The 15,021-nt window shown below is 60.2% G+C and carries 12 protein-coding genes; 3 read left to right on the top strand and 9 right to left on the bottom strand.

All coding sequences use genetic code 11. The annotated features are described in order from the left end of the window. Window positions 1-48: 48 nt before the first annotated feature. Window positions 49-1,170, bottom strand: coding sequence for a hypothetical protein (locus tag ACTG3X_RS10440; RefSeq protein WP_439111209.1), 1,122 nt, complete (start codon window positions 1,168-1,170; stop codon window positions 49-51). A gap of 83 nt (window positions 1,171-1,253) precedes the next feature. Between ACTG3X_RS10440 and typA the strand changes: the two genes are divergently transcribed. Continuing rightward, a complete protein-coding gene (gene typA / locus ACTG3X_RS10445; RefSeq protein WP_439111210.1) occupies window positions 1,254-3,071 on the top strand; it encodes a translational GTPase TypA in 1,818 nt (605 codons plus the stop codon). A 56-nt stretch (window positions 3,072-3,127) separates the two neighbouring features. Here typA and ACTG3X_RS10450 read toward each other — a convergent pair whose 3' ends face one another. The 4 genes from ACTG3X_RS10450 to recA form a co-directional block, all read right to left on the bottom strand. Next, a complete protein-coding gene (locus ACTG3X_RS10450; protein ID WP_439111211.1) occupies window positions 3,128-3,685 on the bottom strand; it encodes a histidine phosphatase family protein in 558 nt (185 codons plus the stop codon). After that, window positions 3,682-3,969 carry a DUF1330 domain-containing protein gene (locus tag ACTG3X_RS10455; protein ID WP_439111212.1) on the bottom strand — a complete coding sequence of 96 codons (288 nt, stop codon included), beginning with the start codon at window positions 3,967-3,969 and terminating at the stop codon, window positions 3,682-3,684. The genes ACTG3X_RS10450 and ACTG3X_RS10455 overlap by 4 nt, the downstream gene beginning before the upstream one ends. Next, window positions 3,970-6,642: an alanine--tRNA ligase gene (gene alaS / locus ACTG3X_RS10460; protein WP_439111220.1), complete on the bottom strand. Its 2,673-nt coding sequence runs from the start codon at window positions 6,640-6,642 to the stop codon at window positions 3,970-3,972. Between the two features lie 119 nt (window positions 6,643-6,761). After that, window positions 6,762-7,859 (bottom strand): recombinase RecA, encoded by a 1,098-nt coding sequence (recA, locus tag ACTG3X_RS10465; RefSeq protein WP_439111213.1) that lies wholly within the window; start codon window positions 7,857-7,859, stop codon window positions 6,762-6,764. A 174-nt stretch (window positions 7,860-8,033) separates the two neighbouring features. On the opposite strand from recA, the gene ACTG3X_RS10470 reads away from it, so the two are divergent. Continuing rightward, complete coding sequence (locus ACTG3X_RS10470; RefSeq protein WP_439111214.1) at window positions 8,034-8,627, top strand: gamma-glutamyl kinase; 594 nt, start codon at window positions 8,034-8,036, stop codon at window positions 8,625-8,627. Here the strand turns inward: ACTG3X_RS10470 and ACTG3X_RS10475 are convergent. From ACTG3X_RS10475 to ACTG3X_RS10490, 4 genes are all read right to left on the bottom strand, one after another. Continuing rightward, window positions 8,617-10,944 (bottom strand): ATP-binding protein, encoded by a 2,328-nt coding sequence (locus tag ACTG3X_RS10475; RefSeq protein ID WP_439111215.1) that lies wholly within the window; start codon window positions 10,942-10,944, stop codon window positions 8,617-8,619. The genes ACTG3X_RS10470 and ACTG3X_RS10475 overlap by 11 nt on opposite strands. A 100-nt stretch (window positions 10,945-11,044) precedes the next feature. After that, the gene (locus tag ACTG3X_RS10480; RefSeq protein WP_439111216.1) at window positions 11,045-12,223 is read right to left on the bottom strand and encodes an RsmB/NOP family class I SAM-dependent RNA methyltransferase; all 1,179 of its coding nucleotides are present in this window, start codon (window positions 12,221-12,223) and stop codon (window positions 11,045-11,047) included. Then, window positions 12,223-13,671 (bottom strand): IMP dehydrogenase, encoded by a 1,449-nt coding sequence (guaB, locus tag ACTG3X_RS10485; protein ID WP_439111217.1) that lies wholly within the window; start codon window positions 13,669-13,671, stop codon window positions 12,223-12,225. The genes ACTG3X_RS10480 and guaB overlap by 1 nt, the downstream gene beginning before the upstream one ends. 72 nt (window positions 13,672-13,743) lie before the next feature. After that, on the bottom strand, window positions 13,744-14,724 hold the full coding sequence (locus ACTG3X_RS10490; protein WP_439111218.1) for a tellurium resistance protein: 981 nt from the start codon (window positions 14,722-14,724) through the stop codon (window positions 13,744-13,746). On the opposite strand from ACTG3X_RS10490, the gene ACTG3X_RS10495 reads away from it, so the two are divergent. Continuing rightward, window positions 14,714-15,021 (top strand): arginase family protein (locus ACTG3X_RS10495; protein WP_439111219.1); only part of this gene is annotated, 308 nt, incomplete at its 3' end. The two genes, ACTG3X_RS10490 and ACTG3X_RS10495, sit on opposite strands and share 11 nt — an antisense overlap.

The raw sequence follows: 15,021 nt of genomic DNA on the forward strand, positions 1-15,021 counted from the left end.
GCAATCATCTGCTGCGCTTGTCTCTGCTCTCGCCGCTTTGCACACTCTTCAGGTGATTTCAGCAAGCGGCGTTGTGCCCAGAATAGCGAAACCGCGTGAAAACACAACTTCGCACGCGTCAATAACCTCGGCACAGATGGCTTTTTCGCCACGCTTTTGCCCCGCAGCCTGCGCGGCCAAGAGAAGCTGGCTCGCCTCCAGCAGGAAAAGCCCCAGCCGATGGGGCGCCGCCAGCCGATCCGCCAGCGCCAGAAGCTTGGGGAAATAGGCCAGATGCAAGGCCAGCCTGCGTGTCTCATCGCTCCAGTCGAGCGGGCCAGCGGCCTTCAGGCCCGCCAAGCGCGACGCCGCATAATGCAACAAAAAGGCAGGGTTGCTCTGATCCGGCTGTAAAAACGGGCGCGCCGTCATATCAAGTGCGCGGTCCGCCCGGTGACACAGCACATAAAGCCGCGCAAGCTGGGCCTCACTCTCGCTCAGCCCCTCAGGGATCATGGCCTCCGCCAGCCCTGTGCACAGGGCACGGCCCTCTGTGGCTGCCTCATAAAGGCCGGGGCGCAAGCCCGCCCCGCGCGGCGCAAAGAACGACACGCGCGCAGCCGTCTCAAGCGCGCCCGTGATCTGCCCAAGTTCGGCGGCCAGCCCGTCAAATTCGGCCTCACTTGCCGCCCCGAAGCGCGCCTCGGGGCCAACAAGACCTTGCAAAAGCGCCGTCACATCGACAGGCGCTGACAGCTCTTGCACCACTGTCTGGCCAAGCGCGTCCGCCAAACGCACCGCCGCCGCCGCGCTCATGGCCTCCCGTGGCCCCGCGCGCAGCCCTTGCAAGACAGCCACGGAGCCCGTGCCGCGCTCAGGCGCGAGCGCCTCGGGCGTGAGTGACGCTGCCACAAAAGCCTGCGTCAGCTTCACGTTGACAAACCCGCCCCCGGCGACAGATGCACCGCTCACGCCCTCAAGCGCCCCGAGAGCCTCAACCAACCGCGCCGCAAGCGCACGCGGCGCAACCTCCAAGCGCTCTGCCTGCACCATCGCCGCCGTCAGCGTCACATCACCATGGAGCGCATCTTTGGCAGGCACAGCCTCACCCGCCCGCGCGGCGGCGCTGCCCCTGCCCAAAGCCTGCTCAACAGCGGCATCAATCTGCTCATAAAGCCCCATACGCGACATAAATGCACCCTGCCCCTTATTCTGACTGGTATTTCGTCTGCGCGCGGTATATCGGCCCTCAACGAACAACCCAAGGAATTATCATGGACCTGCGAAATATCGCAATCATCGCTCACGTTGACCACGGCAAAACAACCCTCGTTGACGAACTTCTGAAACAGTCTGGTGCCTTTCGGGCCAATCAGGATGTGGCCGAGCGCGCCATGGACAGCAACGACATCGAACGCGAACGCGGCATCACCATTTTCGCCAAGCCGACCTCGGTTGAGTGGAAAGGCCTGCGCATCAACATCGTTGATACCCCGGGCCACGCCGACTTTGGCGGCGAAGTCGAGCGTATCCTCAGCATGGTTGACGGTGTTGTCTTGCTCGTCGATGCTGCCGAAGGCCCGATGCCACAAACCAAATTCGTAACCTCAAAGGCGCTCGCTCTCGGCCTGCGCCCGATCGTGGTTCTCAACAAAGTCGACAAAACCGACGCCGAGCCCGACCGCGCGCTGGATGAATGCTTTGATCTCTTCGCATCGCTTGATGCCGACGATGATCAGCTCGATTTCCCGCATATGTACGCCTCAGGCCGCTCAGGCTGGGCCGATCACGAGCTTGACGGCCCGCGCAAAGACCTCTCGGCGCTGTTTGACCTCATCGTCAATCACGTCCCTGCGCCCAAGCAGGTCAAGCGTCAGGACGAAGACTTCAGCATGCTGGCGACAACGCTTGGCGCCGATGCCTTTGTTGGCCGCGTTCTCACAGGTCGCGTTGAAAGCGGTAAGCTCAAAGTCGGCGCAACCGTGCAGGCGCTCAGCCGTGTTGGCCAAAAGATCGAACAGTTCCGCGTCACCAAAATTCAGGCGTTCCGCGGTCTTGCCCAGCAAGACATCGAAGAAGCCCAAGCCGGTGACATCGTCTCCATCGCAGGGATGTCAAAAGCCACCGTGGCCGACACGATCTGTGCACTTGCCGTTGATACGGCCCTGCCCGCACAGCCGATCGATCCGCCCACAATCACCGTGACCTTCGGCATCAACGACAGCCCGCTTGCAGGCCGCGAAGGCAAGAAAGTCCAGAGCCGCGTCATCCGTGACCGCCTCATGAAAGAAGCCGAAAGCAACGTGGCCATCAAAGTCACCGACACTCCCGGCGGCGAAGCCTTTGAAGTGGCTGGCCGCGGCGAGCTTCAGATGGGCGTTCTCATCGAGAACATGCGTCGCGAAGGTTTTGAGCTGGGCATTTCCCGCCCCAAAGTTCTGCTGCGTGAAGAAGACGGCCAGACACTGGAGCCAATCGAAGAAGCCACAATCGACGTGGATGACGAATACTCGGGTGTCGTGATCGAGAAGCTCACGGGCGGACGCAAAGGCGATCTGGTTGAAATGCGCCCCGCAGGTGCAGGCAAGACCCGCATCATCGCGCATGTTCCGTCACGTGGCCTCATCGGCTACCACGGCGAGTTCCTCACCGACACACGCGGCACAGGTGTTCTCAACCGTGTGTTCCATGGCTGGGCACCGCACAAAGGCCCAATGCCAGGCCGCCGTGCAGGCGTTCTGATCTCCATGGAAGATGGCGAGGCCGTGGCCTATGCGCTCTGGAACCTTGAAGACCGTGGCAAAATGTTCATCGGCGCGCAAACCAAGATCTACCAAGGTATGATCATCGGCGAGCACAGCCGCGAGAACGACCTGGAAGTGAACCCGCTGAAAGGCAAAAAGCTTACCAACGTCCGCGCCTCGGGCACAGACGAAGCCGTGCGCCTGACAACGCCGATCACGCTCAGCCTTGAAGAGGCCATCGCCTATATCAACGATGACGAGCTGGTCGAAGTCACGCCCAACTCGATCCGGATGCGCAAACGCTACCTCGACCCGCACGAGCGCAAGCGCGAATCGAAAAAGCTCTGATACAAAAAGCCCCGCTCAATCGAGCGGGGCTTTTTCGTAGGCGCTGTTGTCAGGGCTTACTTGGGCGGCTCTATCAAAATACGCCCCGTCACACGCAGCGCCCCGTCTTTCAGCTCGGTCACGATGACCTCGCCCGACTGCGGAAACACCCCGGTGAGCGCCGTGATGTTCACCTGATGGGTCACAAGCAGCCTGCGCCCCCCTGTCTCTGCCAAGGTCGCCAGCGTTGCAGCTGTCTGCCCCGCACGGTCGCCTTGCCCCGCAAAGAAAGAGTTGAGCGACGGCAACACCTCAGGCGCACCCAAATCGAGCAGCTCGGCCGTGTCACGGCACCGACACCAAGCGCTTGTCCAGACCGTGTCAAACCCGATGTCGCGCGCAGCAAATTGTGCCCCAATATCAGAAGCTTGCGCCCGTCCGCGCGCGTCCAGGTTGCGCTGTGTCGCGCAGTCGTCGACCTGAAATCCGCTGGGGTCACCGCCCCCCGGCGCAAGCGCGTGGCGCATCAGGACAATCGCATCATCTGCCTTGAGCGCATCCCAGTCGTTGGCGACCGCCGTGTGTGGCACAAGCCAGCACAGCGCAGCCACCAAGCCTGCGAGCCTCAGCCTCATTCGCTGGTCTCGACAACCATCAATTCGCGCTCCGATGCACCTTTGGCAAAAGACAGCGCCTCTTGGTAGGCGGCCGAGTTGTAGCAGTCCACAGCCGCCTCAAGCGTGGGGAACTTCGCCACGACATTGCGGGGGCGCTCCTTGCCTTCCAGCTGAACAAACCGCGCACCGCGAGCGATAAACTCACCTCCATGCGCAGCAATAGCTGGCCCCGCAAGCTCTGCATATTTTGCATAGGGCTCAGGGTCGGTCACGGTCACATGTGCAATCCAAAGTGCTGGCATTTATCCCTCCAATACCGCTTTTGCCGCCGCAATTGCGGCTTCAGCCTTGCTCGCGTCGGCACCGCCGCCTTGAGCCATATCCGCGCGCCCGCCGCCACCTTTGCCGCCAAGCGCAGGCACAGCCGCTTTCACTAGATCTACCGCCGAGACACGATCGGTCAGATCAGCGGTCACACCCGCCGCAACGGCGGCTTTGCCGCCCGTATCGGCAATGAGCAGCACAGCCCCTGAGCCAAGGCGGCTCTTATGCTCATCAATCAGCGCTGGCAGGTCTTTGCCCGAAACACCCGAGAGCACCTGCGCAATCAGCTTCACACCGTTGATCTCTACAGGCTCGGCCCCACCCGAGGCCGCACCGCCCGCCATCGCCAGCTCGCGGCGCAGCTGCGCCACCTCGTTGGCCAGCGCCTTGCGCTCATCCATCAGCGCTTTCACACGCGCAGGCACATCTGCGGCTGGCGTCTTCAGCTCAAGCGCCAGCTCCGCGACCCGCGCATCCTGCGCGCACAGATAGTCAAACGCAGCCTTGCCCGTGAGCGCCTCGATGCGGCGCACACCCGCGCTAGACGCCGAGTCGCCTAGCAGCACGAACAGGCCGATATCCCCCGTCTGGCGCACATGCGTGCCACCACACAGCTCGATCGAGTAGGTGTGCCCGTCACTGCCCTTGCCCGAGCCAGAAGCGTGGCCCATCGAAACAACGCGCACCTCGTCGCCGTATTTCTCGCCAAAGAGCGCCTGCGCGCCAAGTTCACGCGCCTCATCAGGTGTCATCACCCGTGTCACAACAGGCGCGTTCTGGCGGATATACTCGTTCACCTCGGCCTCAACCTGCTTGATCTGCGCAAGATCGAGCGCTTTGGAGTGGCTGAAATCAAAGCGCAGGCGGTCATCTGCATTCAGCGAGCCGCGTTGCGCCACATGGTCACCAAGGGCTGCGCGCAGCGCCTCGTGCAAAAGGTGTGTCGCCGAGTGGTTCGCACGGATCGCGGAGCGGCGTGTGTGATCCACCTCAAGCGAAACCGTATCGCCCACGCTCAAGCCCCCCTCACCCACGGTGATCATATGGCCAAAGACCTTGCCATCAGCGTGCTTGCGCGTGTCGGTTATGCGGCTCACCTGCCCCATATTCTCAAGGCGGCGCAGCAAACCACTGTCTCCCACCTGTCCACCGGACTCGCCATAAAAGGGCGTCTGGTTGAGCACAGCCCAGCCCTCTTGGCCCGCCTCAAGCTTCGTGACGCGCGCACCATCGACCACAAGCGCCAGCACCTGCCCCTCGGCCACTTCGGTATCGTAGCCAAGAAACTCGGTCACGCCTGCATCATCGGCAATGTCAAACCATACCGCCGCATCGGCCGCATCGCCCGAGCCAGACCATGCCGCGCGCGCCTTGGCCTTTTGCTCGGCCATCGCGGCCTCAAAGCCGTCAACATCCACTTCGCGGCCCTTTTCGCGCAGCGCGTCTTGTGTGAGATCGAGCGGGAAGCCGAATGTATCATAGAGCTTGAACGCCGCCTGCCCTGAGAGCGCCGCCCCCTCGCCAAGCCCGTCCAGCTCGTCATCCAGAAGTTTCAAACCGCGCTCAAGCGTCTGCTTGAAACGGGTCTCTTCGAGCAGGAACGTTTCTTCGATCAGCGCCTGCGCATGGCCAAGCTCGGCATAAGCCCCGCCCATCTGGCGCACAAGTGACGGCACAAGCTGGTGCATCACCGGGTCTTTCGCCCCCAAAAGATGCGCATGGCGCATCGCGCGGCGCATGATACGGCGCAAAACATAGCCGCGCCCGTCATTGGAGGGCATAACACCGTCGGCGATCAGAAACGCGGTTGAGCGCAGATGGTCGGCAATCACGCGGTGGTGCACGTTTTGCGCGCCAAACGGGTCCACACCCGTCGCCTCTGCAGAGGCCTCGATCAGCGCTTTGAACAGGTCGGTGTCGTAGTTGTCATGGCTGCCCTGCAAAAGCGCGCCAATCCGCTCAAGGCCCATGCCAGTGTCAATCGATTGCATATCAAGGTCGCGCATAGAGCCGTCTTCAAACTGCTCGTTCTGCATGAAAACAACGTTCCAGATCTCGATAAAGCGGTCGCCATCTTCCTCGGGGCTACCGGGAGGGCCCCCCCAAATATGGTCGCCGTGGTCATAGAAAATCTCGGTGCACGGCCCGCAAGGCCCCGTTGGGCCCATCTGCCAGTAGTTGTCAGAGGTGGCGATCCGGATGATCCGCTCTTCCGGTACGCCCAGCTTCTTCCAGATGTTAAACGCCTCATCGTCAGTGTGGTAAACCGTCACCGTGAGGCGGTTCTTGTCGATGCCAAACACCTCGGTCACCAGCTCCCAAGCATAGGCAATCGCCTCTTCCTTGAAGTAATTGCCAAAGCTGAAGTTGCCCAGCATCTCGAAAAACGTGTGGTGGCGGGCCGTATAGCCGACATTGTCGAGGTCGTTGTGCTTACCGCCCGCGCGCACACACTTCTGCGAGGTGGTCGCGCGGTTGTAATCACGCGTCTCAACCCCTGTGAACAGGTTCTTGAACTGCACCATACCCGAATTGACAAACATCAACGTCGGATCATTGCGCGGCACAAGCGGGCTGGACGCCACAATCTTGTGACCCTGCTTTTCAAAGTAATTCAGGAAGGTGGAGCGGATTTCGTTAAGGCTTGGCATATGATTTTCCGACATGATTTGACCCGTCACGGTTTAGCCGCCACGCAAGCTCATGTCCACATGACAAAAGCGCCAGAGCATTGCAGCTCTGGCGCTTTCCAAGTCAAATGAAGCGTGCTTCAGCTTTCCAGCAGGTCGTCGTCTTCGCCGGCTTTGGCTTTTTTCGCCGGCTCGGGCTTCTTGCCATCAAATTCAAGCCCGTGTGCCGCACGGATCTTGTCTTCAATGTCATAGGCCATCTCGGGGTGGTCTTTCAGGTACTGACGCGCATTTTCACGCCCCTGCCCGATCCGCTCATCGCCGCAGCTGAACCATGCGCCCGATTTTTGCACGATCCCGAGGTTCACACCAAGGTCAAGCAGCTCGCCTGTCTTGGAAATGCCCTCACCATACATGATGTCAAATTCCACCTGCTTGAAGGGCGGTGCGACCTTGTTCTTCACCACTTTCACGCGGGTCTGGTTGCCGACCACTTCGTCACGGTCTTTGAGCGCGCCGATGCGGCGGATATCAAGCCGTACCGAGCTGTAGAATTTCAGCGCGTTGCCGCCTGTCGTTGTTTCGGGGCTGCCAAACATCACACCGATCTTCATCCGGATCTGGTTGATGAAAATCACCATGCAGTTGGAGCGCGAGATCGAGCTGGTCAGCTTGCGCATCGCCTGGCTCATCAAGCGCGCATGCACACCCACACTTGAATCGCCCATCTCGCCCTCAAGCTCCGACTTCGGCGTAAGCGCCGCAACAGAGTCGATGACAACAAGGCTCACAGCGCCCGAGCGCACGAGTGTGTCCACAATCTCAAGCGCCTGTTCGCCGGTGTCAGGCTGGGAGATCAGCAGCTCGTCCAGATCCACGCCAAGCTTCTTGGCATATTGCGGGTCAAGCGCGTGCTCGGCGTCAACAAAGGCCGCAACGCCGCCTTTTTTCTGCTCTTCGGCCACACAATGCAGCGTCAGCGTGGTTTTGCCCGAGCTTTCAGGGCCGTAAATCTCTACAATACGTCCTTTTGGCAGACCGCCGATCCCAAGAGCGATATCAAGGCCGATAGAGCCTGTGGATGTCGATTCAATCTCCTGAATCGCGTTTTCGCTCCCCATTTTCATGATGGAGCCTTTGCCAAACTGCCGTTCGATCTGGGCCAGCGCGCTGTCGAGCGCCTTCTGTTTGTCTGTGTCGCGCTTGTTTTTCATGTTCAAAAGGTCTGCCGTTGCCATTGTTCTTCGTCCTTATTTCACACCCACCGCCAAGCGGCAATCACTGCATATGTTCCTGTCTTGTTCTGTATGAGACCAAAAGTGGAACATATCAATAAAAATTTTATGAATGTCACTGTTTGCGAAACTGGTTAAAGATTGGTTTACAGCTCAAAGACAAACGAAAGCAGGCAGATGCTGATCTTTTCAAAAGCCAAACTTGTGCTCTTCTCTGTGCCCAAAACAGGCACAACCGCGCTTGAAACAGCTCTTGCGCCTCATGCTGCCATGGCTGTTCTGGATCCTCCCGAGCTCAAGCACTCGCCTGTCTACCGCTACAACCGATTCTTCCGTCCCATGGTCGAGAAGTTCATAGGCGAAGATGTGGCAACCGTCGCCCTCATCCGCGAGCCTGTCAGCTGGCTTGGCAGTTGGTATCGCTACCGCCAGCGCGCCTTTCTGGCCGGCAAACCCGTCTCGACCCAGGATATGAGCTTTGAAGACTTTGTCGCAGCCTATCTGGCCGAAGCGCGCCCCGCCTTTGCCAATGTCGGCTCGCAAGCCAAATTTGTTGAAGCGCGCCCCAATGGCACCTCGATCAGCCACTATTTCCGCTACGAGAATATGGACGCTTGCGTGGCGTTTTTACAAGAACGGCTCGATGTCGAGATCGCGCTGCCCAAAGTGAATGTCTCGCCCAAACAGGACATGACACTTTCGCCCGAGCTGGCCGCGCGCCTCAAGGCCGCCTGCCGCGCCGACTTTGAGCTTTGGGCCTCTATTGACTGATCTCGACAGGCTCCGCTGTGGCCGCCTGCACCATCTCGGCCAAGTCGCTCAGCGAAAACGGTTTTTGCAAAAAGCTTGAATTCTCGATTTCGAGGCCATTGTCGCTGAACACATCTTCAGCATAGCCCGACATAAAGACAACCTTCACATTGCCGCGCCGTTTGCGTGCTTCCAGCACCCATTCGGGGCCTTTGAGGCCCGGCATGATCACATCACTGACAAAGACATCGATGTGCACAGAGCGGTCTTTGACAATCTCCAGCGCCTCTTCGCCAGAGCCCGCCTCCAGCACAGAAAACCCCTTGAGCTTCAGCGCCCGCGCCGCAAATGCGCGGACAGGGGCTTCATCTTCAACCAGCAGAACCGTGGCGTCGCTGCGCGCCTCAACCGCGGGTGCCGCGACTGGCAGGCTCACGGGGGCCGCGGGCTGCTCACTGTCTTGGGCTGGCAGAATGACGGTAAAGCAGCTGCCCTTGCCGACCGTGCTATCGGCAAAGATAAACCCGCCTGTCTGCTTCACAATCCCATAAGCCGTCGAAAGCCCCAGCCCCGTGCCCTCGCCTGTGCGTTTGGTGGTGAAGAACGGCTCGAAAATCTTTTGCAGCTTATCCGTCGGAATCCCGGTGCCCTCGTCAATCACCTTGATCGACACATACATCCCCACAGGGACTTCGGCACGGTCACGGGACATAGGTGTTGTGAGCGTCAGCGCCTCAGTGCGAATACGCACGGTGCCGCCTTTGCGCATCGCATCGCGTGCATTCACCACAAGGTTCATCACCACCTGCTCGATCTGGCGTTTGTCGGCGCGGATGGTCAGGCTGTCGGCCGCGTGCTCAAACTCAAGCTGCACCGTCTCCCCCACAAGGCGGTTCAACAGATGCGTCAGGTCAGACAAGGTCTCCTGAACATCAATCGTCTGGGGCCGCAGGGTCTGCTTGCGCGAAAAGGCAAGAAGCTGGCTCACAAGAGAAGCCGCGCGGTTGGCATTCTGGTTGATCTGCTCAAGGTCGGTATAGTCCGGGTCGGCCTCGTCCCGCTTGTGCATCAAAAGATCACAATGGCCCGTAATTGCTGTGAGCAAGTTATTGAAATCATGGGCCACACCGCCCGCCAGCTGGCCGATGGCCTGCATCTTCTGGCTCTGCACAAACTGCGCTTCCAGCGTCTTCAGTTCGGTCGCATCGTTCAGCACCGCCACGAGCACCTGCTCGTCTCCGTCCCGCGCGGCCTTCAGGGTGACTTGAACAAAGGTCTCAAAGTCGCTGCACCGCACCTTGAGAAACTCCGACTGGCGGCTCACGCGCCCCAAAATCGTATCATGCAACCAGTCTTTGATCGAGCGGCCCAGCCCCTCCAGCAAAACCCCGAGGCTCTCCCCGATGATGTCTTCCCGCCCCAAAAGGTCGCGCGCCATCTTATTGCCGGCAATGACCACACCATCAGGCGCAAGCTTCAAGAGCGGCACAGGCAGCTCATCAAAAAAGCGCTGGTTTTCAGGCATTTCAACAACGTTTTCTTGCGTCGGCACAAAGGCCAGCTCGCGCCGCCCCGCACCAAGGCACAGCTCGCTCACAACACAGGCCACCGTGCCGCTCTCGGTGTTGACCTCTTGCAGGCGGTCAATTTTGACAGGCAGATTGGGCACAATACGGTCCAGCGTCTTGACCCGCTCGCCAAAAAACCGCCGCGCCGTCTCGTTCATGAACAAAACAGTGTTTTGACGCCCCACTACGACAACAGGCAAGGCATCCGAGCCGCTGAGGCCGCTTTCCGCGCGCGCAGGGGGCAAATCTTCCAGACGCCAGAGCGCGCCCCCGTCCCGCAACCGGTGGCAAGAGACACGCAAATGCGCGTCTTGCAGCACAATGTCTTCTTTGGCCGCACCCACAGCCGTGGCCTGCATATAGAGCCGCGTCACAAGGCCCGTGGGGCTGCTCACCAGCGTTGAGAGCGCAGCAACAACCGTCTGGGGCTTGTCGGCAAACTTCTCGATCGCCGTGCTGTTAAAGTACCAGATCGCGCCGACATCATCAGCCACAAAGCAAGACGCCGCATCATGGGCCACAAATTCAGCAACAATCTTTTGGCCACGTTTGTTCAGCATCTGGAAGCGCAGCGAAACCGCAACGCTGATCACCATCAGGAAAAACAGGCTTGAGCCCACAACAGCCGCGCCCAGCCTGAGCGGCATAGTTGGCGCAAGATAGGCCAAGCCGAACGCGGCACAGGCCAGCAGCAGCAAAGTAGACGCGCGCGGCACAAGCCGCATCGACACTTTGGTCGCCGTGTCAGGGGTGAAAGCGATGTGGCTCACAAAATTTAAGCTCCATTCTAGGCTCACGCGGGTATACGCCACAAAGCGTTAACCCAAGATTAAGACCTGACTGGAAAAAACTCACTTAAAAAGTGTAACCCTATACTTTCTTTCTCGCAAATAGTGCGCCAAAGAAGCCATCACCGCCCATAGACGGATGCCAGCGCTGGCTGGATGTGCACACCCACTCAGGGCATTCGGCCTCAAACCGTGCCACCATCTCTTCATTTTCACGTCGCAAAATCGAGCAGGTCACATAGGCCAATGTGCCCGCGTCAGCCACATGGCCCCGCGCGGCTTTCAGCACCTCGAGCTGGGCTTCGCCAAGCTCTTGCAGGCGCTCTTCTGTCAGCCGCCATTTGCCCTCGGGCGCACGGCGCCATGCGCCAGAGCCCGAGCAAGGCGCATCACACAAGACCAGATCAAAGGCAGGTTCCGCGGCTAGCTCTTCCGGCGTTCTGATCGCAATCGCCGCACCTGCGCGCGTGCTGCGCGCTGGCAGGTCTTTCATGCGCTCGGGTGCAATATCGCTGGCCACAATCCGTGCATCGGTCTGTGCAGTCATGGCCAGGCTCTTGCCGCCACCACCTGCGCAATAGTCAAGCACACGCGCTGTGCCCTCAAGCGGCAGCCAATCCACAACAGCCTGGCTGGCCGCGTCTTGCAGCTCGACAAACCCGTCATCAAACGCATGGGTCAGCCGCACGCGGCGCCCACCTTCCACAACCCGCAGGGCCGTGGGCGAGAGCGGATGGGGCTCTGTGACAACCCCCTCCTCAGCCAAGGCCGCTTGGGCCTCAGCCACTGTCGCCATGACCGTGTTCACCCGCAAAAAGACATCGGCACGCTCGCGCATCAGAGCCGCTTCAGCCCCCGCTTCAGCGCCCAAGGCCGCCTCGAACTCCGGCCAGAGCCAATCAGGAATATCCGCCGCCTCAGCGCCCGCAACAGCCGCGCGCCCGCCTGCGAGCTCGTCTTCACTCAGAGGTTGGGGCGCATGGCCCTCCCCCGAGAAGATACTGGCCAAATCCGTGCCATTTGCGCGCAATGCGCCCAGCATCAGGCTGCGCCCTGTTGGCACCTCTGCACCGCCAAGGGCGGCATAGCTGCGCATACAGCGCAGGGCCTGAAACACATGGTCGCGCACAGCGGCCCGGTCTTTGGACCCCGCAAAGCGGCTGCCACGCGCCCAGGTGGTCAGCGCCTTTTCAGCCGCTGTCCCCTCAAGGATCATATCCAGAATTTCACTGGCCGAAGCTACACGTGCAGCTGGAGTCATCACATCACCCGATAGTTGGGACTCTCGCGTGTGATCTGCACGTCGTGGACGTGACTTTCCTTCAGCCCTGCCCCCGTGATCTTCACAAAGCGACAGTTTTTTCGCATATCCGCCACAGTGGCGTTGCCTGTATAGCCCATAGCCGCCCGAAGGCCGCCCACAAGCTGGTGAACCACAGCCGAGGCCGAGCCTTTGTAAGGCACCTGCCCCTCGATACCCTCAGGCACGAGTTTGTCGCTTGCAGCGTCTTTCTGGAAGTACCGGTCAGCCGAGCCACGCGCCATAGCGCCAAGGCTGCCCATACCGCGGTAGGATTTGAACGAGCGCCCCTGATACAGGATCACTTCGCCGGGGCTTTCATCGGTGCCCGCAATCATACTGCCAACCATGGCGCATGACGCGCCAGCCGCGATGGCCTTGGCAAAATCACCCGAGAACTTGATGCCACCATCGGCAATGATCGGCACATCGCCTGCGGCTTGAGCGCTGTCCATAATGGCGGTCAGCTGGGGCACGCCCACACCTGCCACCATCCGCGTGGTGCAGATCGAGCCGGGGCCAATGCCCACTTTCACAGCGTCAGCGCCCGCATCAATCAGCGCGCGCACAGCTTCGCCCGTGGCCACATTGCCGGCAATCACTTGCAGCGAGCTTGAGAGCGCCTTGGCCCGTTTCACAGCTTCGATAACCCCCGCCGAATGGCCGTGCGCCGTATCAATCACAACAATATCACAGCCCGCATCCACAAGCGCCTCGGTGCGCTCAAAGCCGCTGTCGCCCACGCTGCTGGCCGCCGCAACGCGCAAGCGCCCCAGCTCGTCTTTGCAAGCGGTCGGGTTGAGCACGGCTTGCTCGGTGTCGCGCAGTGTCAGAAGCCCTGTGAGCTTGCCACTGCCATCATGCACCAGCAGTTTTTCAATGCGGCGGGCGCGCATCAGGCTCTTGGCCTCTTCCAGCTCGGCAGGCTCTTGCAGCATGGCAAGGTTCTCAGAGGTCATCATCGCGTGCACAGGCGTATCATCCGAGCTTGCAAAGCGCATGTCGCGGTTGGTCAAGATGCCCACAACACGGCCCTCGTGGTCAACCACGGGGAAGCCGGTAAAGTTGTAGCGCTCTACCAGCGCCTTGGCGTCGGCAAGCGTCTGATCCACGGTCAAGGTCACAGGGTTGTAAACGATCCCGCTCTCAAAGCGCTTCACACGGCGCACTTCGCGGGATTGCTCTTCAACACTCAGGTTCTTGTGAACCACCCCGATGCCGCCCGCTTGGGCCATAGCAATCGCCATGCGCGCTTCGGTCACGGTGTCCATGGCCGAGCTGAGCAAAGGGATATTCATGCGAATATTGCGCGTCACAAATGTGCGCGTGTCTGCGGTGCTCGGCAATACGCTCGAAGCCGCAGGAACAAGTAAAACATCATCGAAGGTCAGCGCCTCACGAATCTCCATAGGACATCTCCAAATCAGGGTTCGTTTGACGCCTCCCTATTTCATGCATTGCCTGTGAGGGAAAGTCTAAAGTCAGGCTTTGGCCGCATTGGTCTTGAGCGCGAGCTGCCCTGTCATCCACATCCGGATCACCTTCACCGCAACATAGGGCACCACCACGCTGCCAGCCGCCAGCGCAACACCGCCCACCACACGCTCAAACGCACCGCCGCTTGCATTGGCAAAGTTGAGCATCGCCGCCGCAAAAGCTGTGAGCGGAAAGGTAAACGACGCCCACATCGGGCTAAAGCCCGCTTCGGTGATAGACTTCCACGACACAAGCAGCGCCACCAAGATCACAATCGCCACAGCCGAAAAGACCCGCGCCATCAGCACCATCTCGGGGAAAGCCTCAGGCGGAAAGCCCACGGCCACCGTGGTAAACAGCGACGCAGGCGCAAGGTGGATCGCCAGCATCGGGCGCAAAGGTGCGGGCGGCACACGTTTGACCAGCTGCACAAGGCTCACCAGCCAGATCGCCACCGCGATTGCAACCGCAGACCAGAAGAGCGCCTCGGCCAAAGCATATTTGCCAAGGTTCACAGCCGAAACCGCCGCCACAATAAAGCCGACAAAGCTCAGGTGCCACAAAGGCGTCACCTGACGTTGCTCTTTGGGGCCTGACACCAGGACATAGATCACGAGGAGCGCCATGAAGAGATGCATCCCAAGCGCCACAGACAGCAGCCTGTCCGCCCAAAGCGGCGCAACCGCCACAAGCCCTGCGGCCAAAGCCGAGAAACACACAGCAAAAGCCGCCATGCCGCCGCGCCCGGGCAAAATCCGCATATCTTCAATCAACGTGCCCACCCGCCGCGTCAGCTTGCGGGCGTAGGCCACCGTGGCAATCAGGAAAAGACCAACAACCCCGCCCAAAAGCGCCTCGGAAATACCCGCAGGCACAACAGAGCTGTTCGCCGCCGCGCGCCACGCCAGAACCAGCCCGAAAAGCCCCAAAATCAACGAGAAAATCGCAGGTGGCGTTTGCTCGCCAAAGCCTGTCTTGGACCGCATCACATTCTCCTTACCGAATATATGGCCTAGCCTTACGCCCATCAGGGCCAAAGGCCAAGCCCCTCTGCGTCGCACCCTCGCACAGGCGCGGCCAAGCCACGGCGGCAGCGTCTACCACGACGTGCTGGAGCTGCTGCAACACGTGGCCCAATCACACGAGATCGTCGGCATAGACCTTGTCGAAGTCGCCCCCGACTATGACCCATTAGGCAGCACAAGCCCCCTCGCAGCGCAGGTTCTGCTGAACCTACTGGGGGGGGGGCGGGTTGGTGCGCAGTATGGGCAACGCGTAAGCAA

Origin of the sequence: Lentibacter sp., assembly GCF_965658795.1 — a bacterium.
GTDB lineage: Bacteria > Pseudomonadota > Alphaproteobacteria > Rhodobacterales > Rhodobacteraceae > Lentibacter.

Excerpts from the sequence above, each read along its gene's own strand:
- ACTG3X_RS10450 (WP_439111211.1), bottom strand. The coding sequence starts at position 3,685 with ATGAGGCTGAGGCTCGCAGGCTTGGTGGCTGCGCTGTGCTGGCTTGTG.
- alaS (WP_439111220.1), bottom strand. The coding sequence starts at position 6,642 with ATGCCAAGCCTTAACGAAATCCGCTCCACCTTCCTGAATTACTTTGAA.
- guaB (WP_439111217.1), bottom strand. The coding sequence starts at position 13,671 with ATGGAGATTCGTGAGGCGCTGACCTTCGATGATGTTTTACTTGTTCCT.
- typA (WP_439111210.1), top strand. The coding sequence starts at position 1,254 with ATGGACCTGCGAAATATCGCAATCATCGCTCACGTTGACCACGGCAAA.
- recA (WP_439111213.1), bottom strand. The coding sequence starts at position 7,859 with ATGGCAACGGCAGACCTTTTGAACATGAAAAACAAGCGCGACACAGAC.
- ACTG3X_RS10470 (WP_439111214.1), top strand. The coding sequence starts at position 8,034 with ATGCTGATCTTTTCAAAAGCCAAACTTGTGCTCTTCTCTGTGCCCAAA.
- ACTG3X_RS10490 (WP_439111218.1), bottom strand. The coding sequence starts at position 14,724 with ATGCGGTCCAAGACAGGCTTTGGCGAGCAAACGCCACCTGCGATTTTC.
- ACTG3X_RS10480 (WP_439111216.1), bottom strand. The coding sequence starts at position 12,223 with ATGACTCCAGCTGCACGTGTAGCTTCGGCCAGTGAAATTCTGGATATG.
- ACTG3X_RS10440 (WP_439111209.1), bottom strand. The coding sequence starts at position 1,170 with ATGTCGCGTATGGGGCTTTATGAGCAGATTGATGCCGCTGTTGAGCAG.
- ACTG3X_RS10455 (WP_439111212.1), bottom strand. The coding sequence starts at position 3,969 with ATGCCAGCACTTTGGATTGCACATGTGACCGTGACCGACCCTGAGCCC.